Genomic DNA, 20,584 nt, shown 5'->3' on the forward strand with positions numbered 1-20,584 from the left:
GGTCAGTCGACGGGATATCCGACCGACTTGATCTCGGTGTACTGATCGAATCCGGCCACGCCGTTCTGACGGCCGACGCCGCTGAACTTGTATCCGCCGAACGGCACGTCCGCGCCGTACGCGACACCGCCGTTCACGCCGATGAATCCGGCGCGCAGCCGACGAGCCACGGCCATGGAGCGGTCGAAGGACGCGGACATGACGTTTCCCGCCAAGCCGTATCGGCTGTCGTTGGCGATGCGGACCGCGTCGTCATCGTCGTCGAACGGGATGACCGCCAGCACCGGGCCGAAGATCTCCTCCTGCGCGATCGTCATGCTGTTGTCGACATCGGCGAAAAGCGTTGGCCTAACCCAGAATCCGTGGTCGAACGGCGGCGGTGCGGCATTGCCGCCGACGACGAGCCGGGCCCCTTCCTCGACGCCCTTGTCGATGTATCCGCGAATCCGGTCGCGCTGGCGCGCGGAGATGACCGGACCGCACAGCGTCGCCGGATCCCGCGGATCGCCCGGTTCGATGCCCCGGTACATCGCCTCCAGAAATTCCACTCCCTCGGCGTATCGCGCACGCGGCAGCAGCAGCCGGGTCGGGTTGGCGCAGCCCTGTCCGGCGTGCAGGCAGGGCGCGAGCCCGAGCAGCAGCGCCTCACCGAAATCCGCATCGTCCAGCACGATGCTTGCCGACTTCCCGCCCAGCTCCAGGAACAGGCGTTTCATGGTCGCCGCACCCTTTTCCATGATGCGCTGGCCGACCGCCGTGGAACCGGTGAACGAGATCAGGTCGACCTGCGGGGAGAGCGTGAGCTCCTCCCCCACCAGGTGATCCGAGGCGGTGACGATATTGACCACACCCGGCGGGAAATCCGTGCGTTCGGCGATGAGCCGCCCGATCCGGGTCGCGTTGAACGGGGTATCGGGCGCGGGCTTGAGGACCACGGTGTTGCCCGCGGCCAGCGCCTGTGCGAGCTTGTGGATACTGATCTCGAACGGGAAGTTCCACGGCACGATCGCGCCGACGACGCCGACCGGCTCGCGCCACACCACCCGCCTGGTCTCGCGCCCGGTCACCGGCACGTGCATATCGCCGAGATCGGTCTCCCAGGGGTATTCGTCGATCAGCTTGGCCGGTACCTTCAATCCGTCCGCCAGCGGAGCGTCGAGTTGTGGCCCGAAGGTGATCGCCCGGGGACAGCCCGCCTCGGCGATCAGCTCCTCCCGCAACGCTTCCCGGTCCTGCTCGAGCGCGTCCTGGAGCTGTTCGAGGCAGCGTCGTCGCAGTGCGCGGTCGGTGGCCCAGTCGGTCTCGTCGAACGCTCGCCGCGCGGCCGCGATCGCCCGATGCATATCGGCCGCCGACGCGTCCGCAACCTCCCCCACGACCTGTTCGGTGGCCGGGTTGACGACCGGAAAGCGACCGGCCTCGCCGCCGGTGAGGCGGCCGTCGATGAACATGCGGGATTCGAAATAGATTGCCGCCGTATCGGACATGAGTCCCTGCTTTCTCGACGAGGTCGTGCGTGATCGGCCCGGTGGGTCCCGTTCGGCCGCCGCGACGTCGATCCCTTTTCGGAAATCGACTCGTGGCCATCGGGATTCGACGCATCGGTACGGAACAGCCGTCGGACGACGTTCCGCTCGGCCCGTTGGAATCTAAAACCTAACTTTTGTTCACACGTTAGCGACCGAACGCCGACCGGTCAATACCGCATTCGAAACCCTAAGGCGGACTGTGGAAATCAGCGCTCACTCAGGAACGTACGCGTCGATCACCGCGGCCAGGTTCGCGGCGACCAGCGGGTCGTCCGTGAGCGGCCCGGCGACGGCGGCGAGCGCGGCGTCCCTGGGCGAGAGCCCCTCGGCGACCAGTTTGGCCGCGCTGATCAGGACCCGGGTGGAGGCCACCTCGCGCAGACCGGGTGCGTCGGCCTGCCGCACGGCACGGCCGATGCGCACCAGCTGCGCGGCCGCGCGCTGATCGGCCCCGGCCTCGACGGCGATGATCTTCTCCTCGATTTCCGCTGGCGGATAACCCAATTCGATGGCGATCATGCGCTGGCGGGTGGAGTCCTTGAGATCCTTGAGCACACTCTGATACCCGGGGTTGTAGGAAACCACCAGGCAGAAGCCCTCCGCGGCGTCCAGGGTCGTGCCGAGCCGGTCGATGGGCAGCTGACGACGGTGGTCGGCCAGTGGGTGCAGGACCACGGTGGTGTCCTGGCGCGCCTCGACCACCTCGTCCAGATAGCAGATCGCGCCCTCGCGCACGGCACGCGTCAGCGGGCCGTCAACCCAGCGAGTTTCGCCGCCCTGCAACAGATATCGGCCGACCAGGTCGGCGGTGGACAGGTCGTCGTGGCAGGCGACGGTGATCAGCGGCCGACCGGCCTGATACGCCATCGCCTCCACGAACCGGGTCTTACCGCAGCCGGTCGGCCCCTTGAGCATGATCGGTAGCCCCTGCCGGAACGCGGCGAGGAACACCCGTTCCTCGTTGCCCACCGGTACGTAGTAGGGGCGAACGGAATTCCCCATATCGTCCTCGCCTTCTCGGTACATCTCCCGGGATCGCTCGCGCGACGGAGTTATCGGAATTTTCAGGAGGCGCGAGCCCGCGCCATCCGGCGACGCAGATCGGCGGAGCGCAGCGCGTCCCGGAACAGCGGCGCGGCCACCCTGGACACTTCTTCCGGGCGTCCGACCGCGGCATAGGCGGCGGTGCCGAAAACCCTTCGCAGCGCGTCGATCTCGGTGTCCGCCCCGACGCTCAGGCAAACGCAGCCGATGCCCTGGCGACGGGCCTCGGACAGCGCGCGACGCGCGTCGGCCTCGGCGTACGCGCCTTCGTAACCGTGGTCGTAGGCGAATCCGTCGGACAGAACGACAAGCAGTGTCCTTGCGGCGGAACGATATTCGCCCGCGAGTGCGGTACCGTGCCGCACTGCCGCGCCCATCCTGGTGTAGGCCGCGGGCTCCAGCGCGGCCAGCCGGCGCAGTGCCGCCGCATCCAATGGATCGCCGAATCGCTTGACCCGCAGGGCCCGGACCGCGGACCGGCCCTGGGAGTAGAACCCGTAGAGCGCCACCCGATTGCCCAGCGCGTGCAGCGCCGAGGTCAGCATGAGGGCCGCGGTGCGCTGCTGGTCGTGCACGGTGCCGCCGGAAACGCTCGGCAGAGCGGCCGAGCCCGAGACGTCGAGCAACATGACCACCACCAGATCCGTTGTGCACCTGACACTTTCGATATACACCGCACCGTCCGGCGAGGAACCGGACAGTAGTCGCACGCGCTCGTCCACCACCGCGTCCACATCGATGTCGTCACCCTGCATCCGGCGATGCTTGTGATCGAGACTCGACCGCAGCCGGGCCAGCGCGCGCATCAGGGCATTGCTCACGGGTGCGAGCGGAATCGCGTGCTCCCCTGCCCGGGGATCGGATTCGCAGACCGTGCACCAGCCCGACCGGTATCGACGACGGTGCACGTCCCATTCCGGATATACCAGACCGTCGCGCCGGATTGCCGCGGCGGCCTCGGCCGCAGCTGGAACGCCCGTGCCCACGGTGACGATCCGACCCGGCTTCACCAGAGCCCGAGCCGATCTCGGCACGCCGCCACCGGTGATTCCGCCCTCGGACTCCGGGCCCAGGCGCAGCATGCGCTGGAACAGCCGGGCCAGCAGTCCCTGCCCGCCGACGACATTCTCGAAAAGGGCTGGAAGCTTGCCTCCGGAATCCTCGTCCTCCCGCTCGTCCAGCGAAGCGTCATCGGTGTGGGCCGCGTCGGGCGACCGGGTGTCCGGCGTGCCGTGCGCGGCGAGCTCGTCCTGCGCCGTCAGCAGGCGCTTGGGATGGATCGTCCCGAACTCCGGCGGCGGATCGGCCAGCGCGCTCTTTCCCATCGCGAGCGCCAATGATGCTGCGGCACAATCGGATAGGTCGGCGATGTCCAGATCGATCAGCGTGCTGGCGGCCGCGGGCAGGAGATCTCCGTTGGCGGCCAGCGCTCGATGTCCCTCCACCGTCAGATAGCGATCGAGTACAGTGGGCGATCGGCGGGCGAGCCGCCGGACGACCCCGGATTCGAAGCTGCCCGCGGCGATCATCGAAGCCTGCACGGCGAGTGCGGCGATCTGCTCGGACGCGCACGCCTCCGGATCGACGAAAACAACACGGCCGTCGGTCCAGGAAGATTCGCCCGCCGCAACCGGAGCCACCCGTAAGACCGAACCGGCTAATCCCGACGCCAGTAGACCGAATCGAGTCGGGCTGCACAGTGTTTCACTCGATTCAGCTGTCATGCCGCAGCCCGTCGGCGCTCGAACTTCGGCCTCGATTGATCCGCAGCGGACGGATCGGCCCGCCCACCGCAGCCCTATCGCCAGGCTGCTCGGGCAACCATTTGCGTGCGACAAGATTTCGCGGCACGTGTGCGTCGCTCCGCACCGGCGTGTTCGACACATCTCGACCGGCCGCCGCTGACACACGCGAAACACGTTCGAATCCAGCGAATTCCAGATGAGCACTCATGTCCTGCCTCCGCACCGCCCACCATCGGCGGGCATCGCCGTAGCAGGACGGCCCGACTGCGCGCTCTCCCACCGCGACCAGATCCCGGCCGAGTACGGCCCGGCCTGACCGTTCTTCTCGTAGAACCCCTGCGGGTCATAGACTTTCGCCTCCGGAAACGGCCACGGGCAGGCGACCGCGGTGGCCACCCGGGTGTCCCGGATGATGGCGAAACCGCCGCCGTAACAGAAGTAGGCGATATTGATCAGGATGAACATCACCGTGAACGCACCGAGGGCGGGACGGTTCCGGAAGATCCGCGCCCGGTGCGAGAGGCGCTCGGCGACCGTGCGGCCGGTGTCGTCGCGGTACAGCAGGACCGCGGCCGGGATCATCACGAACGTGACCATCGCGGATTCCCAGATCAGCGGGAATTGGTAGGGCTTGCCGGTGAACAGCGAGCCGAACGGGATCACCTGCGTGTAGATGTAGAGCTGGCTGCGCACCAGGATGCATTCCAGAATGGCGTCGAAGACGAACCCGATCACCAGCGTGAGCCCGGCCAGGCTCCACAGCGGATGCCGCGAGACGAACGAATCGTGCGGTCGGCGGGCCTGGAGCCGACGCAGCACCCAGATCGCTGGAAAGTAGGGGCCGAGATAGAAAGTGGCATAACCGATCACGATGAACGGCTCGACCGTCGGCGAGATCGACACCAGCGGCCAGTGCACCGGCCAGTGCCACAGCTGCGGGTTGTAGGCGGCGTAGGGCGCCCAGTTCATGATCGGGTCCTGCCACACGATCGCGGTGGTGACCAGCGTCATCAGCAGGACCGGATGCGCCGGGTAGCGTCGCCAGCCGACGACGACCGCGGCCACCAGCACCACCATGATCGCGATGGTCCCGAACTCGTTCAACGCGACCCAGTGGCTCCACCCGAACAGCGGCGGCACCGGACGCGGTGCGCCGCTCACCGCGGGATTGGCGATACGCGGGTCATTCGCACCGTGGCTCGCGTAGGCGGCGATCACGGCCAAGACGGCCACGACCAGGACCGTGATCACCGTCGCGATCCCACGGCGCTTCCTGGTATCCGGCTTCGGGCCGGGCGCGGTGTCCGGCGGGGTGCCGGTCCGGAGTTCCTCCGGGGCGCTCATGGCTCTACTCCTGTCCGAATCGTGCGACCAGATGCGATGTCACGCCGTCCGGATCCAGTTGCCGCGCAACCAGATAGCCCGCGCCCATCCATCCGCGCCGGGTCCACTTACCGAACGAGAGCCGGGTGCCGGGCGCGCCGGCCGCGGCGGGCAGCATCTTGACCCGTTCGAGCGCCTCGGCCACCCCGCGCGGCGAGAGCGGATGCGCATCGGCGAAGGCGTGCAGCAGAACGGTCGCGACATCGTGGTTCACCACGGGGACGCAGTACTGCGGACGTCGCCCGGCATCCGCCTCGTAGACGTCCAGGAACCGTTGTCCCACAAGGTTTCCCTCGTCGTACTGGTCGACTCCGGTCCAGCCCAGGAAGGCGTTCCACAGCAGTTCGTTGATCCAGGCGTTCTGGAACGCCGTCCCCATGAACCGCGGCGGATCCCAATTCAACGCCGCGAGTGCGGGGTTCACCATCGCGACGCCGAATCCGAAGCCGCAGTGCACGATCGCCTGCGCCTTCGCCTCGTGCAGTGCGCGCACCTCGTCGCTGATGTCCTGCGCGGTCTGCGGGATCGCGACCTCGGCGACGATGCGAACTCCCTCCTCGCGGCAGGCTTTCCGGAAATTCCGGATATAGCTCTCGCCGACCAGGGAGCGTTCCACCAGCGCGCCGACCTCGGTATGCCCGCCCTTGGCCAGTAATTGCGCCCAGAACACCGGCTCGTCGGTCATCGAGCCCTGCGGCAGGGCGAAGGTCCATTCGCCGAGCCAGTCGTCCGTGCCGCAGACGTTGATCGCCGGGACGCGGAAGCGGCGTTCGATCTCCTCTCGTAACGGAACCGCGTTTTCGGTGATGTGCGGGCCGAATACGGCCAGGCACCCCTCGTCCACCAGCTCCCCGTACGCATCGATCACCGCCTTCACCGAGCCCTTGGGCAATCCCTCCACCTCGCGGAAGACGATCTCCACCGGACGATCGATCAGCCCGAGCCGCTGTCCCTCGGCGAACACCAGACGGAACGGACGGGTCAGGTCGTCCCGCATGTCCGGCGGAAAACTCTCGGGAAGTCGGAAGTCGAACAGATAGCCGAGTTTTATGGGCTCGGCAGTGCTTTCGTAGGCCACGTATATCTCCGTCTGCCAGGCCGCTCGAGCAGCGAACCTAAAATTCGTTCCACATGTTACGGACGGGTGGCGCTAGCCGTCAACGGTCCGCATCAACCGGTATACGCGAGTATTGACCGGCCGACGGGTGATCCGTACGCTACGGAACGAATATTTGGTCTTACTGAGGAGGGTTCGTGGATACACACGTCAAGGCCACCGCAGACCAGGACGGCGATTCGGTTGCGGCCGAACGGGATCGCGAAGCCGGTGACGACAGCGTCTTCGAGGTGTTCGACGAAGACGTCGCGGGTGATGTCCGCGACCCGTATCCGGAACTGGCCGCCGCGCGCCGGGCACATCCCGTACAGCGCCTGGACACCTCGAACATGCCGCACGCCGACGACGCGGCGGTGTTCTTCGTCTACGGCTACGACGACATCCAGGAGGTCCTGCGCGACGGGAAGACCTATTCCTCGGCGCACATCATCGACATGCTCATGGGCGACATCATGGGCAAGCACATCATTCTGGGGATGGACGACCCCGAACACCGCCGCTACCGGGCGCTGGTGTCCACCGCATTCCGGCAGAAGGCTCTGGCCAACTGGGAGGAACGGCTCATCGTCCCGGCCGTGGACGAATTGCTCGACCGGATCGCCGACCGCGGCCGCGCCGATCTGGTCACCGATTTCACCTTCCCGTTCCCGACCATCGTGACCGCCGGGATGCTCGGGCTGCCCCGCGAGGATCTGCGGCAGTTCCAGCGCTGGTCGATCGCCATTCTGGGCTTCCACACCCACCGGGAGCGCGCGGTCAACGCCGCGCAGGAGGTCAAGGAGTACCTCGCGGAAATCCTCGCCGAGCGCCGTCGCGAGCCGCGTGAGGACGTCATCAGCGATCTGTCCCGAGCCGAACTGGACGGTGAGAAACTCAGCGACGAGGAGATCTTCTCCTTCCTGCGGCTGCTGCTGCCCGCCGGGATCGAGACGACCTACCGATCGACCGGAAATATGTTGTACAGCTTGCTCTCTCGCCCGGAACAGTTGCAGGCGCTGCGGGACAACCGGGCCCTGATCCCCCGCGCGGTCGAGGAGTCGATCCGGTTCGAGACGCCGCTGCTGAACATCACCCGGATGGCCACCACGACGACCGTCCTGCACGATGTGCGCATTCCGGCGGGCTCCACGGTGATGCTCATGCTCGCCGCCGCCAACCGGGACGAGAGCCGGTGGAACGATCCGGACGACTTCGACATCTTCCGCACGCCGCGCCCGCACACCTCCTTCGGCGGCGGGTCGCACAACTGCCTGGGTATCCACCTGGCCCGCACCGAGATGCGGCTGGCGCTGGAGAAGATGCTGGACGAACTGCCGAATCTGCGGCTGGACCCCGATGCGGACGATCCGCACATCAGCGGCCAGGTCTTCCGCTCCCCCGCCGCACTGCCCGTGCTGTTCGGCTAGCTGACCATGGATTTCACACTGCCGCAATCGGTTCGGGAGTTCCGGGACGAGTTGCGCGATTGGCTGGCCGGTCACCTCACCGAGGAGGTGATCGCGGCCGGACGGCACGTGGCGAGCGATCCGGCGGCATTCGAGATCGTCCGCGGCTGGAATCGTCTGCTCGCCGAACACCGTTGGGCGGCGGTGACCTGGCCCGAGGAGCTCGGCGGCCGGGGGGCCGGGCCGCTCGAGCAGATGGTGTACGTCGAGGAGACCGTGCGCGCGCGAGCGCCCATGCCGCTCAACGTGATCGGCATGAACAACATCGCCCCGGCGATCATGCGGTACGGCACACCGGAACAGCAGCGCACCCTGCTGCCCCGGATGATGCGGGCCGAGGAGATCTGGTGTCAGGGCATGTCCGAACCCGAGGCCGGATCCGATCTGGCCTCGCTGCGCACCCGCGCGGTGCGCGCGGGCGAGGAGTTCGTGGTGACCGGACAGAAGATCTGGACCTCGCTCGGACAGCACGCCGATCGCTGCCAGCTGTTCGTCCGCACAGATCCCGACGCGCCCAAGCATCAGGGGATTTCGTGTCTGATCGTCGACATGTCGCTGCCCGGCGTCGAGGCCCGGCCGCTGGCCACCCTCACCGGTGACACCGATTTCGCCGAGCTGTTCTTCGATGAGGTCCGGGTGCCGGCGACGGCGTTGCTCGGACCGCTCGACCAGGGCTGGCAGGTCGCCACGACCACATTGAGTCACGAACGGGCCAATGCCGCGCGGCTGTACTCCGAGATGCAGGTCCGGTTGACCGATCTGGTGCGCGATGTCGCCGGTGCATCGACGGAAAGTGCCGCGCGGCTGCGTGATCCGGTGACGCTGCACCGGCTCGGCGGCATGGAGGTGCGCAGCGCGTTCCTCCGAATCCTGTGTCAGCGCGGGATATCGGCGAGTCTGGCCGGGAACGCGTCGTTCGATTCGGCGAGCCTGGCCAAGACGGCGTGGGGCGAACTCGGTCAGGACATCGCCGCGCTGGGGTTCGATCTGCTCGGACCTCGTGGCGCGCAGGGCCGCTGGGCCCGCGAGCGTCTGGCCGCACGCGCGCTCACCATCGCCGGGGGCACGACGCAGATCAACAAGAACATCACCGCGCGCCGCATCCTGGGACCGATCGGACGATGAACCTCGAACTCACCCCCGAACAGCTGGCCCTGCGTGAATCCGTGAGGCGCCGCCTGAAATCCGTTGCGGACCAGGACAGCACAGCGGACGCCCGGCGTCGCGACCCGCTCGCCGGACTCGACCTGGCCGGACTGTTGATCCCCGAGAAGTGCGGCGGCGCGGGCGCATCCATGGTGGATGCCGGTGTCGTCCTGGAGGAGATCGGCCGCGCCCTGGACCCCGGGCCGTGGCCGTCCAGCTCCGTCGCCGTGTCGCGAGTCATCGCGCGATCCGGCGTAACCGGCAGTGCCACAGGGCTGCTGACCGGAATTGCGGATGGCTCGATGATCGCGACCCTCGGACTGCCGGGGCCCACCGAGCCGGTCGTGCGAGCCGCATCCACCACCAACGAAAGCCCCGGACCGGCAGCTTCCAGCGCGGACCGGATCCTCTCCGACGACGAGATGGTCGGTGCCACACGTCTTCCACCGGCTGTCGCCGGCCGTGTCAGGCTCGATGGCCGTATCGCCGAGATCCCCGATGCCGATATCGCACAGGTGCTGCTGGTGGTCGCCCGCGATGGTTCCGGCCTCGGTCTGTACATGGTCGAAATACCCTCGGCCGGTGTGGAATTCGAGCCGCTACCCGGCGTGGACCGATCCCGGCAGCGGTTCCGGGCCACACTGCGCGATGCACCGGCGCGCCGCCTGGGCGAGATGTCCGCCGAATCCCTCAGCGCCGCAACCGATGACATCCTGATCGCCACCGCCGCCGACGCGCTGGGCGCGGCACAGGCCCTGTTCGACCTGGCGGTGGAGTACGCGCGCACACGTCAGCAGTTCGGCCGTCCGATCGCCGCCTTCCAGGCGGTCCAGCATCTGTGCGTCGACATGTACGAGACCATCGAGCTGACCCGCGGCGGCGTGCTGTACGGACTCTGGGCGGCCGATTCGGCCGCACCCACCGAGCGGCACCTCGCCGCGATCCGCCTCAAGGCGTTCTCCGGGCATCTGGCAACCATGGGCGAGACAGCCATCCAGGTCTTCGGCGGCATCGGCTACACCTGGGAACACCGAGCCCATGGCTACCTCGAACGGCTGCTGGACTGGAGCGCCTTGCTCGGCAGCCCCGACCGCTACCTCCAGGAGATCGGCGGCGAACTGGCCGACACGATCGAACCCACCCGCACCTAGAAGGTCACGCTCCGCTGAATCGGCACGGCACTCGTCCTGCCCACTACAGGGTGCTGTCCGTCCGATGCCGTGCGGCGCTCATCGCCGGAGCCGCACGAGCGGTTCATCCGCCCGCGCCACCGCGAATGCCCGACGGAGCCATCGCGCCGCAAACGGCATATCCGCGCGGCCGACGAGCGCTGCGACGGCGTCGACCGGCCGCCCGACCTGCCGACCTGGTAGCCCCGCACACCGGAACCGACACGCGAGCGAACGCGCCGGAGGCGGACGTTGCACGATAGAGCTGTGCGAACTCCTTTCGGCCGTCCGGGCCTGGAGCCTTACACGGTGTATCAGCGGCAGGCCGCGGCGCGGCCCGGCGGGCTGACGGCGCATTTCCTCGGGACGAGTTCGCTGCTGCTGTCCGATGGCGCGACGACGCTGCTGTGCGACGGGTTCGTCACGCGGCCGGGACTGATGCGGGTAGGGCTGGGTCGGATCGCGCCCGATGCGGGACTGGTTCGCGCCGCGATCGAGCGGTTGGGGGTGCGGTCGCTGGATGCGGTGTTCTGTGCGCACTCGCATTACGACCATGCTCTCGATGCGCCGGTGTGGTGTCTGCAGACGGGGGCGGTGCTGGTCGGGTCGGAATCCACCGCGAATATCGGGCGCGGGCTCGGGCTCGCCGAGACCTCGCTGCGGGTGGTCGGTGACGGGGACACGCTCGACTACGGGCGATTCACGCTGACGTTCCTGGATTCGGTGCACAGCCCGGGTGATCGTTATCCGGGTGTCGTGACGCGGCCGCTGGTTCCGCCCGCGCGGACCGGCGCGTGGAAGACCGGGGCCGCCTACTCGGTGCTGATCGAACATCCGGTCGGACGAATTCTGTTGCACGCCAGTGCGAATCATCGTCCGGGGATGTTGGACGGCCGTCGCGCCGAGGTCGTCTATCTGGGCATCGGCGGGCTGGGCAAGCAGTCGCGGGAGTTCGTGCGGCGGTACTGGGACGAGGTCGTCGGCGCGGTCGGTGCACGACGGGTCGTGCTGGTGCACTGGGACGATTTCTTCGTCGGTTTGGACCGGCCGCTGCGCCCGCTGCCGTATTTCGCGGATCGCTTCGATGTGACGATGGCGATGCTGCTGCCGCTGGCACAGCGCGACGGCGTCGAAGTGGTGCTGCCGGTCGCCTGGGATGCCACCGACCCGCACGGCGAGCTGGACTGAACCCGATCGTCGTCGATCGCGGCCGGGAGCCCGTCAGCCGTTGGCGTAGACGCGATCCGGGACGATCAGCACGGCCGCCCGGCGCTCCTGCGCCATGACCCGGTCGTACTCGTCCCAGTCCTCGTGGGTGCCACCGGCCGCGGTGAACACCTCGCGCAGCAGCAGACGCAGACGTTCGGCGTCGATGCCGGGCACCGGGTCGTCGGGTCCGGCGATCCACACGGGCCCCTCGGCGGCGGCCCACTCCCAGCCGACGCGCACCACGGCCGTCATCCGCGGCCGGGCCCGCAGGTTCGTCAGCTTGCGGGTGCCGCCGCGCAGCACCATCCCCACCACATCATGGCCGGTCAGCGGGTGTTTCAGTACACCGGCGTTGACGAGTGAGGAGTGGATCGTGCCATCCGCCCGGGCGGTCGACACGACGCAGAGCCCATGATCACCGGCGATCAGCCGGGCGAAATCCGCGAGATCGGTCACGCCCTGGAGTCTACGGAATTCGGCAGCGGCGGCCGGGCAAGCACCGACCGGCGGCGGCGCGCACCGCACACCGGTCCGCCTGCCGATGGTGGAGACTGGGGACGTGCTGGACGATTCCGTGCGGATGCTCGTCGTCGACGCGGCCAATGTCGTCGGCTCCCGCCCCGACGGCTGGTGGCGTGACCGCGCCGGCGCCGCCCGGCGGTTGCTGACCGGCTTGGCGGCGCTTCGCGAGCACCTACCGCCATCGTGCGACGTGGTCGTCGTACTCGAAGGCACCGCGAAAGCCGTCGACGACAACGGATTCCACAATCTGCGGGTGCTCCGGGCGGCAGGCTCCGGCGACGACGCCATCGTCGCGGTCACCGCCGAACACGACGATCCGGCAGAGATTCTCGTCGTCACCGCGGATCGCGGTCTGCGCGCACGCGTCGAAGCGCTCGGCGCGCGCACGACCGGACCGCGATGGCTCCTGGACCGGATCGATTCGGCCCGAAACGCCTAGACGAGCACCACGCCGTCACTTTCGCTCACAACGCGCTTGACCTGAACATTGGTTGAGATTGCAGGCTGTGATCAGTACCCGAGAGCGGAGGAAGACATGGATACTCGACCGAATCTGAACGACCCGGCCGCCGATGCGACCGCACAGGCCGTGGCCGCCGACCTCGCCGCCACATTGCGGCAGGCGGGCGAGACACGCGACGCCGACCGCTACGACGACTGGTTCGCCGCGGATGTGTTGTGGGGCAGTCCTTTCGGCGCACTGGTCGTCGGACACGACCGGATCAACGCCATTCACCGCCGCATGATGGGACTGACGAAGCCGGTCGCACCGGCGTCCCGTTTCGAGGTGGTGGTCGCGAGCAGTCCGGCTCCGGGCGTAATCGTCACCCAGATCCGCAGACAGGCCGTCGAACCCGGCGCGTTCTCGGAGGTCGCGCTGTATGTGCTGGTGGAGCGCGATGGCCGGTGGTGGCTGGCCGCGGCGCAGAACACTCCGATCGACGAATCGAAATCGTTCCTGAACACGAAACCGGATTCCGCCTCCTGAACCGGGGCAATGCCGACGTAGACCGGTGCTTGACCGGTTTTCCGAATTCACTCTTGCGGACGGAGACCCGTAACGACCATTATCGTCGCATGAGTAAGGTTACCCTAAGTACCGAACTTCCGTTGCGGGCCGAGGTGGCGTGCGCGCTGGCCCGGACGCCGGGTTTGTTCGCTTTCGTTGTCGCGCCGATCATTTCGGTGCCGCAGCTGGAGATTCCGGATCGGGTCGAGCCGGGGGTGGAGGGGGCCGCGCGGATCTGGTGGTTCGGGATCGTTCCCGCCTGGCGGCATCATCTGCGGCTGGTGCGGCTGACGGATCGGGAGATCTACACCAACGAGTGGGGCGGGCCGGTTCGGGTTTGGAATCATCGGCTGACCTTCGAGCCGATCGGCGAAAACCGTTGCCGCTATACCGATGAGGTCGAGGTGCAGGACGGTCTGCACGGATTCGGCATCCGATTGTTCATCCGCGTCATGTTCCGGCATCGGCATCGCCGGTGGCGGCAACTCGCCGCGCTCCTTGCCGAGAGTGATATCGAGATCCGCCCCGGGCGAGCGGCCGCGGAGTGATCGCGGCGGGTCCCGTCCCGCCCGATATCCGGATGGTGAATTGTTGCCCAACTCTGTGAGCTGGAGGCGGATTCGGGGGTATCGGGGACGAAGATGGCTGGACAGCAACATATTCGGGGGATGGATCCGAGTGGACAGCTATCTGGTGCAGATCGGATTGCCGGTCATCGCACTCGTGGTGTCGATGATCGCGTTCTTCTGGGAATTCGTGGTCATCCGGCGTAAACACCTGGGCTATCGAGTACAGATGGATACCCCGGTGACCGGCGAGATCGAGTCGGTGTATCCGGGCGTTCTGGAACAATTGCAGCCGGACGGGGGTGCTGCGGATACACATCTGCAAGATCTGTCGGTCGTGCTGATCCGGGTGGAGAACGACGGAGTCACGAACATCGATTCCGCCGATTACGCGATGCCCGACGACGGACGGGTCGGGCTGCGGCTGCATTTCCCGGGACGCCGGGTCGCCGGAATGGCGGTGACCGAACTGAGCGACACCGTGCTCGGGGCCTATCTCGAGCCGGGCCGGGGAATCGCGGCGCACGCGGACGAAGCGCACGACGTCGGCATCATCGATCTGCCGAAAGTCCCGATGAATCGGCGAGACCACTACAAGATCCTCGCCATTCTCTCGCGCGGGACCGGCACCGGCCCGCACGCCGAGCCCACACTGCACGGAAAGCTCAAGGGCGGGCGGGTCCGGACAACGCAGAGTCGCACCGGACTGTCTCGAAATATGTTGGCGTTCATCGGATTCCTGGTCAACCGCGCCTTCGGCTCCGGCACTCGCGAGACCTTCCAGCAGCGACTGCTCGGCGGCAACGCCGTGACACTCCCGGAGGCCGGCTGCCGGACCATCCAGGTCACGAATCCGCCCGGCGTGGCCTCCTGCGAGGTGCCGCTCACCGGCGACATGCTGAAGGCCGTCGCCGACATTCCCGGCGCGGTCGGCTACTCCTCGTACACCGAGGCCGCCGGGTATCCGGGCATCGCCGCGGTCACCATCGGCGGGCGTCAGCCCACCCGCGACGAGGTCCTGGCCCACAACTACGCCTTCTGGGGCGTCGAATACGCCTACAGCAAAGGCGAATTGCCGTACGACTCGCTTTCGGCGGCATTCCTGCGCTTCCTCACCGATCGCGCGGGCAAGGACATCATCCGCTCCCGCGGCGGCACGCCGTGCGGCGAACTCGCCGACCCCGCCCGGTGCAGCCCGGAGCGATGATCCCGCGATCCGCGGCAGCGGACCGAACCCGGGATGTCACAGTGCGCGAGAGATGATCTCCTTCATGATTTCGGTTGTGCCACCGTAGATTCGGTTCACCCGCGAGGCGGTGTACATATTGGCGATCGGGTATTCCATCATGTATCCGTAGCCGCCGAACAGTTGCAGGCATTTGTCGACCACCTTGTCGGCGGTCTCGGCGGCGAACAACTTGGCCATCGACGCGGTCGCCGGATCGTTCTTACCGGCGATGTACTGCGAGATCGCATAGTCCACAAGGGTTTTGATGGCCAGCGCGTCGGTCTTGACCTCGGCGAGGGTGAACGCGTTGTGCTGGAATTTGCCGATCGGGCGGCCGAACGCCTCGCGCTCGCGCGAGTACCGCAGCGCCTCGAGCACCGCGGCCTCGGCCAGCGCGGAGCAGATGCTCGCGATGATGAGCCGCTCGCGGGCCAGCTGTTCCATCAGCTGGTAGAAACCCAGACCTTCCTGTGCACCAAGCAGATTCGCGACCGGCACCCGCATATCGGAGAAGAAGAGCTCGCGGGTGTCCTGCGCGTGCTGCCCCATCTTCTCCAGCACCCGGCCCCGCTCGAAGCCGGGCAGCTCCTTGGTCTCGGCCACGATCAGCGAGACGCCCGCGGCGCCCTTGGACGGATCGGTCTTGGCGACGATGACCACCAGATCGCAGTGGGTTCCGTTGGAGATGAACGTCTTCGAGCCGTTGACGACGTAATGATCACCGTCGCGAATCGCGGTGGTGCGCACCGCCTGCAGGTCCGAACCCGTCCCCGGCTCGGTCATCGCGACGGCCAGCACCAGCTCACCGGCGATGATGCCCGGCAGCCACCTGTTCCGCTGTTCCGGACTTCCGTACTGGTGGATGTAGTGCGACACGATCGGTGAGTGCACCGAGAAGCCGAAACCGTTGTCGTGCGCGTAGACCAACTCCTCCTGCACGACCGCCTGCATGCCGAAATCGCCTCCGGCACCGCCGAATTCCTCCGGCAGGTCGAGTCCGAGCAGACCCGCCGCACCGGCCTTGTTCCAGAACTCGCGGTCGACCATGTGCTGATCGCTCCAGCGCTCGCGATGCGGCGCGCTCTCCTTGCGGAAGAACTCCGCCGCGTGTTTGCGCAGTTCGCGATGCTGATCGGTCTCCCAGGAGGGACGGTAGTCGGGGAAGAGTTCGGACATGCGTGATCCCTCTGCTTTCCGGCGCACGGGGTGCACACCCCGGTCGTTCACGGCAATGGACGGTACAGTTGTATTGTCAATAGGTCAACAGCACCGTACTTGCCCTCGGGACTGGGCTACTACGCGACGTAAGATCTCCGTCAGACCCTGACGAGCTGAGGACCGATGCTGAATCCACGCGCGACGAACGAGGATCTGACCGCCAAGGCGCGGATCCGCAATGCCGCCATGGATCTGTTCGCGCAGTACGGCGAGTCCCGGGTGTCGCTGCGGGCGGTCGCCGCCGAGGCCGGCGTCACCCTCGGCTTGGTCCAACATCACTTCAAGACCAAGGCGGGCCTGCGCGACGCGGTCGATCAGCTGGTGAGCGAGTACTTCTATCAGGCCGTGCACTCGGTACCCAATACCGGAACACCGGGCGAGGTCGCGGGCGCGCGGGACGAGGCCGTGCGCGAGATGCTGCGCGAGAACCCGGCCGTGGTGAACTACATCCGCCGCGCGGTCCTCGAACCGGAGCCGACCCGGCTGAAATTCCTGGAACGCCAGGTGGAGTTGGTGCGCAGCGAGGTCGTCGCCCTGCGCGAGGCAGGTCTGGCCTCCACCTCCCGCCGCGAATCGACCCAGGTGGTGGCGGTGCTGGTACGGCAGTTCGGCGAACTCCTGCTGGCCCCGATGATCGATTCGGTCTGGCAGATGGTCGCCGACGAGGCCGACACCGCCAAACCACGGCTGACGGTCACCGTCGAGGAATGACCGGACGATAGCCGCGCTATAGCCGGAGGCTGTGTCCGGTTTCACACTTTCTGTCGCAACATCCTTCTCGGGCAGATGACAATCGCCCGGCGATACAAATGTCCAGGAATTTGTTCAACTGCGTCGTGCGACCGATGCGACGCTGCTACCTTGGCTTGCTACCGGGCGATGCCTCGTTCACCAGCCGTCCCCGCCCTAGGAGCAGCACTGTGGAGCACCGGATACGGGATGCGGCGGCGGTGCTGATCGGCATGCTGGTACTCGTGTGCACCGGTTGCTCGGTGATGCCCGGACGCCCCGGGCCGACCCGCATCACGGCCGATTTCCGCAGTATCTCGGGCATGTGCGCGGGCAATCCGGTCACCGTACTGGGCCTGCGGGTCGGCACGGTGGACAAGATCGTCCCGCATCCGGAGTACGCCGAGGTGCACCTGAGCATCGACCGCGACGTCACGATCCCCGAAAATGTCACGGCCGCACTGATTTCCGGCTCCATCGTGACCGATCGGCATATCGAGCTCTCGCCCGCCTACACCGGCGGCCCGGTGCTGCGCGACGGCGCGCACCTGACCACCGAATCGACCCGCAGCCCGGTCGAATTGGACACCCTGCTGGAAACCATCGACCGATTCACCGCCGCCCTCGCGCCGCCGCCGGGCAGTACGCGGGGCCCGCTGTCCGGCACTGTGCTCTATGACATGGTCGACGGCCGCGGCGCGAAGATCCGTGACACATTGGCGGCCCTGACCGGCGCGTTGCGGTTGGGCGTGGCCGACGGGGACGCGATCTCGCAGATCATCGTCCAGCTCAACGATCTGACCTCGATGCTGGCCGACAACGACACAGCCGTAAGGGAATTCGGCGACAAGGTCACCCGGATGTCCTCGATGCTCGCCGAGCAGGCCCCCGGACTCCAGGCGACGCTGGATCAGCTCGAGGCATTCCTGTCCGATAGCAGCACCACGTTCGGCGGTTATCGGGACCGCCTGTCCGCCAGCCTGACCGGGCTGACCAACGTCACCGATCAGTTGCGCGCCAACGCATCCCAGGTCACCGAGATCGCGGACGTCACGCCGCTGATCGCCCAGAATCTCGACCTCCTGATCGATCGCCGCGGCCGCTTCGCCCGTGCCCACGCGTTGCTCGGCACCGGCACCACGGAGATCGTCAGTACCTTCTGCGAGCGGATCGGGTTGCGGGCCGATGGCTGCCGGACCGGACGGGTTCAGGATCTGGGCCCGGACTTCGGTCTGACCGCGGCAGTGCTCGGCCTGACCCGATGACGCCGACGACCCCGCCACCGGTGGCGATGCAGACCGGCCACTTCGTGGCCCGAAGAGGTTACAGTGCTCGCGTGGCCGAGACCTCGCAACGTGCACGCAACCCCTGGGGGCAGGGTGAGCGGTTGCGGCTGGAGATCCTCGAGGCCGCCGCGCGGTTGCTGTCCGACCTGGGCAGCGAGGAGGGGCTCACGATCCGCGGCGTGGCCCGCGCGGCCGGAATCTCCCCGGCCAGCATCTATCAGCATTTCAACGATAAGTCCGCGCTGGTCGACGGCCTGATCGACTACGACGCCGGACAACTGGCCGCGGTGATGGCCGACGCACAGACACAGTTCCCGCCCGATGCGGTCCTGGATCGAGTCCGCGCGCAGATGAAGGCGTACTGCCGGTTCGCCCTGGACAGTCCGGGCCACTACCGGCTGATGATCAACAACCGGCCCACCCAGGACTCGCGGCCGGGCCCGCTGACCCCGTTGGTCCAGCAGATGATCATCGGATTCGAGCGCTGCGAGGAGGCCGGGGTGTTGTTGCGGCTCCCGCCCGAGCGGGCCGCGGTGGTGGTCTTCGTCGGCGCGCACGGCCGCGTCGCACTGTGGCACGCGAGTCAGGGTTCGCCGCAGACCGAGGTCGTGCTGGACTTCGTCGACGAGCTCATCTCGCTCGTCATCGATTGAATCCCTTCACATCTCGCTAATAGTTGCTTAGCAAGGCGAACGGGATCTATCCTGGCCGAGTTAGTGAACGATTGTTTAGTAACTCTGTCAGGGGGTCACCATGACCGAAGCCCTTCCCAAGACCGAAGCCCTTCCCAAGTTCCCCATGGCGCGAGCCGCCGGCTGCCCGTTCAATCCGCCGCCCGCCCTGCGCGAAGTCGCCCCGGTCAGCCGGGTGGAGATCTGGAACGGCGAAACGCCTTGGCTCGTCACCGGTTACGACGAACAGCGGGCGGTACTCGCCGATCACCGGTTCAGCGCCAACACTCTCGAGGATGGCTATCCGCATCAGTCTCAGTCCATCGCCGCACGGCGGCGCGCAGCCCGCTCGTTCATCGCGATGGACGATCCGGAGCACGATCAGCAGCGAAAGATGTTGACCCGCAACTTCATGGTCAAGCGGGTGCAGGCGATGCGCCCGCGGGTGCAGCAGATCGTCGACGAGCTGATCGACGACATGCTCGCCGGGCCGCAACCCGCGGATCTGGTGACCGCCTTCGCGCTGCCGGTGCCCTCGCTGGTGATCTGCGAACTGCTCGGTGTGCCCTACGAGGACCACGACTTCTTCCAGGCATGCAGCAAGGTGATGATCTCCCGCGTGTCGACAGCCGAGGAGTCCTTGGCGGCCAACGCCAAGTTGACCTCCTACCTGCGGGATCTCGTTGTGGCCAAACAGAAGACGCCGACCGACGATCTGATCGGACGGCTGGTCGGCGGGCAGGTCGCCGCGGGCGAGCTGACCGTGGACGAGGCCGCGAACATGTCCTCGCTCATGCTGATCGCCGGGCACGAGACGACGGCCAACATGATCGCCCTGGGCACCCTGGCACTGCTCGAGCATCCCGATCAGCTCGCCGAACTGCGCGAGACCGAGGATCCGGCGCTGATCGCCAACGCGGTCGAGGAACTGCTGCGCTACCTGACCATCGTGCACACCGGACGTCGGCGGGTGGCCACCGAGGACGTCGAGGTCGGCGGGCAGTTGGTCCGCGCCGGCGAGGGCATCATCCTGGCCAATGACGCTGGAAACCGGGATGATTCGGTGTTCCCCGACCCGGACAAGCTCGACATCCACCGCAAGGCACGGCATCACGTGGCTTTCGGTTACGGCGTGCACCAGTGCCTCGGCCAGCCGCTGGCGCGGATGGAGCTGCAGGTCGTCTACAGCACGCTGTACAAGCGCATTCCCACACTGCGCCTTGCGATTCCGTTCGAGGATGTGCAGTTCAAAGATGAGATGGCCGTCTACGGCGTCCACTCGCTTCCCATCGCCTGGTAAGGAGCTCTTCTCATGAAAGTTGTTGTGGATCAAGTCAAGTGCGTCGGCTCCGGACAGTGCGTGATGGTGTCCGAGGAGGTGTTCGACCAGCGCGACGAGGACGGCGTCGTGGTGCTGCTGCAGGAGGAGCCCGCCGAGGATCAGCACGAGGGCGTGCGCGAGGCGGCGCGGGTCTGCCCGGCGCTGGCCATCGAGATCGACGAGTAGCGAGCGTCGCGGCCGTAGGGATGCGCGGGCCGTCGACCACAGGGTCGACGGCCCGCCCAGG

20 protein-coding genes are annotated in these 20,584 nt (G+C 67.1%); 13 read left to right on the top strand and 7 right to left on the bottom strand.

Annotated elements, in window-relative coordinates:
• Window positions 1-2: 2 nt before the first annotated feature.
• The 5 genes from NM2_RS42375 to NM2_RS42395 form a co-directional block, all read right to left on the bottom strand.
• Window positions 3-1,451 (bottom strand): aldehyde dehydrogenase family protein, encoded by a 1,449-nt coding sequence (locus NM2_RS42375; RefSeq protein ID WP_439956981.1) that lies wholly within the window; start codon window positions 1,449-1,451, stop codon window positions 3-5.
• A gap of 291 nt (window positions 1,452-1,742) precedes the next feature.
• The gene (locus NM2_RS42380) at window positions 1,743-2,531 is read right to left on the bottom strand and encodes a CbbQ/NirQ/NorQ/GpvN family protein (RefSeq protein WP_067682311.1); all 789 of its coding nucleotides are present in this window, start codon (window positions 2,529-2,531) and stop codon (window positions 1,743-1,745) included.
• 62 nt (window positions 2,532-2,593) lie between these two features.
• On the bottom strand, window positions 2,594-4,213 hold the full coding sequence (locus tag NM2_RS42385; protein WP_245718508.1) for a nitric oxide reductase activation protein NorD: 1,620 nt from the start codon (window positions 4,211-4,213) through the stop codon (window positions 2,594-2,596).
• Window positions 4,214-4,522: 309 nt separating this feature from the next.
• Window positions 4,523-5,662 carry a spirocyclase AveC family protein gene (locus tag NM2_RS42390; RefSeq protein WP_067682242.1) on the bottom strand — a complete coding sequence of 380 codons (1,140 nt, stop codon included), beginning with the start codon at window positions 5,660-5,662 and terminating at the stop codon, window positions 4,523-4,525.
• Window positions 5,663-5,666: 4 nt separating this feature from the next.
• Entirely contained in the window at window positions 5,667-6,779 is a 1,113-nt protein-coding gene (locus NM2_RS42395; RefSeq protein WP_067682245.1) for an ABC transporter substrate-binding protein, read from the bottom strand.
• Window positions 6,780-7,048: 269 nt separating this feature from the next.
• Here NM2_RS42395 and NM2_RS42400 point away from each other — a divergent pair, with 269 nt between their 5' ends.
• The 4 genes from NM2_RS42400 to NM2_RS42415 all read left to right on the top strand — a co-directional run bounded on the left by NM2_RS42400 (window position 7,049) and on the right by NM2_RS42415 (window position 11,766).
• Entirely contained in the window at window positions 7,049-8,224 is a 1,176-nt protein-coding gene (locus NM2_RS42400; protein ID WP_067682314.1) for a cytochrome P450, read from the top strand.
• Window positions 8,225-8,230: 6 nt separating this feature from the next.
• Window positions 8,231-9,388 carry an acyl-CoA dehydrogenase family protein gene (locus NM2_RS42405; RefSeq protein ID WP_067682248.1) on the top strand — a complete coding sequence of 386 codons (1,158 nt, stop codon included), beginning with the start codon at window positions 8,231-8,233 and terminating at the stop codon, window positions 9,386-9,388.
• Window positions 9,385-10,560, top strand: coding sequence for an acyl-CoA dehydrogenase family protein (locus NM2_RS42410; protein WP_067682251.1), 1,176 nt, complete (start codon window positions 9,385-9,387; stop codon window positions 10,558-10,560). The genes NM2_RS42405 and NM2_RS42410 overlap by 4 nt, the downstream gene beginning before the upstream one ends.
• 285 nt (window positions 10,561-10,845) lie before the next feature.
• Complete coding sequence (locus NM2_RS42415) at window positions 10,846-11,766, top strand: MBL fold metallo-hydrolase (protein ID WP_067682253.1); 921 nt, start codon at window positions 10,846-10,848, stop codon at window positions 11,764-11,766.
• Window positions 11,767-11,799: 33 nt separating this feature from the next.
• Here the strand turns inward: NM2_RS42415 and NM2_RS42420 are convergent, their stop codons facing one another.
• Window positions 11,800-12,243, bottom strand: a complete 444-nt coding sequence (locus tag NM2_RS42420; protein ID WP_067682256.1) for a pyridoxamine 5'-phosphate oxidase family protein — start codon at window positions 12,241-12,243, stop codon at window positions 11,800-11,802.
• Between the two features lie 103 nt (window positions 12,244-12,346).
• Here NM2_RS42420 and NM2_RS42425 point away from each other — a divergent pair, with 103 nt between their 5' ends.
• The 4 genes from NM2_RS42425 to NM2_RS42440 all read left to right on the top strand — a co-directional run bounded on the left by NM2_RS42425 (window position 12,347) and on the right by NM2_RS42440 (window position 15,091).
• Window positions 12,347-12,748, top strand: coding sequence for a hypothetical protein (locus NM2_RS42425; RefSeq protein ID WP_067682317.1), 402 nt, complete (start codon window positions 12,347-12,349; stop codon window positions 12,746-12,748).
• A 96-nt stretch (window positions 12,749-12,844) separates the two neighbouring features.
• A complete protein-coding gene (locus NM2_RS42430) occupies window positions 12,845-13,297 on the top strand; it encodes a DUF4440 domain-containing protein (protein WP_067682259.1) in 453 nt (150 codons plus the stop codon).
• An 89-nt stretch (window positions 13,298-13,386) separates the two neighbouring features.
• Window positions 13,387-13,866, top strand: coding sequence for an Rv1443c family protein (locus tag NM2_RS42435; protein ID WP_067682262.1), 480 nt, complete (start codon window positions 13,387-13,389; stop codon window positions 13,864-13,866).
• Between the two features lie 130 nt (window positions 13,867-13,996).
• Window positions 13,997-15,091, top strand: a complete 1,095-nt coding sequence (locus NM2_RS42440; RefSeq protein WP_067682265.1) for a type 2 periplasmic-binding domain-containing protein — start codon at window positions 13,997-13,999, stop codon at window positions 15,089-15,091.
• Window positions 15,092-15,127: 36 nt separating this feature from the next.
• Here NM2_RS42440 and NM2_RS42445 read toward each other — a convergent pair whose 3' ends face one another.
• Window positions 15,128-16,288 carry an acyl-CoA dehydrogenase family protein gene (locus tag NM2_RS42445; protein ID WP_067682268.1) on the bottom strand — a complete coding sequence of 387 codons (1,161 nt, stop codon included), beginning with the start codon at window positions 16,286-16,288 and terminating at the stop codon, window positions 15,128-15,130.
• A 165-nt stretch (window positions 16,289-16,453) separates the two neighbouring features.
• Here NM2_RS42445 and NM2_RS42450 point away from each other — a divergent pair, with 165 nt between their 5' ends.
• The 5 genes from NM2_RS42450 to NM2_RS42470 all read left to right on the top strand — a co-directional run bounded on the left by NM2_RS42450 (window position 16,454) and on the right by NM2_RS42470 (window position 20,523).
• Window positions 16,454-17,041, top strand: coding sequence for a TetR/AcrR family transcriptional regulator (locus tag NM2_RS42450; protein WP_067682271.1), 588 nt, complete (start codon window positions 16,454-16,456; stop codon window positions 17,039-17,041).
• 209 nt (window positions 17,042-17,250) lie between these two features.
• The gene (locus tag NM2_RS42455; protein WP_245718509.1) at window positions 17,251-18,324 is read left to right on the top strand and encodes an MCE family protein; all 1,074 of its coding nucleotides are present in this window, start codon (window positions 17,251-17,253) and stop codon (window positions 18,322-18,324) included.
• A 71-nt stretch (window positions 18,325-18,395) separates the two neighbouring features.
• On the top strand, window positions 18,396-18,998 hold the full coding sequence (locus tag NM2_RS42460; protein WP_218026105.1) for a TetR/AcrR family transcriptional regulator: 603 nt from the start codon (window positions 18,396-18,398) through the stop codon (window positions 18,996-18,998).
• A gap of 100 nt (window positions 18,999-19,098) precedes the next feature.
• Entirely contained in the window at window positions 19,099-20,316 is a 1,218-nt protein-coding gene (locus NM2_RS42465) for a cytochrome P450 (RefSeq protein WP_067682274.1), read from the top strand.
• A 12-nt stretch (window positions 20,317-20,328) separates the two neighbouring features.
• Window positions 20,329-20,523 carry a ferredoxin gene (locus NM2_RS42470; RefSeq protein WP_067682277.1) on the top strand — a complete coding sequence of 65 codons (195 nt, stop codon included), beginning with the start codon at window positions 20,329-20,331 and terminating at the stop codon, window positions 20,521-20,523.
• Window positions 20,524-20,584: the final 61 nt, after the last annotated feature.

The sequence above is a fragment of the Nocardia miyunensis NBRC 108239 genome (genome assembly GCF_001613065.1).
In the GTDB taxonomy this organism is placed as follows: domain Bacteria; phylum Actinomycetota; class Actinomycetes; order Mycobacteriales; family Mycobacteriaceae; genus Nocardia; species Nocardia miyunensis.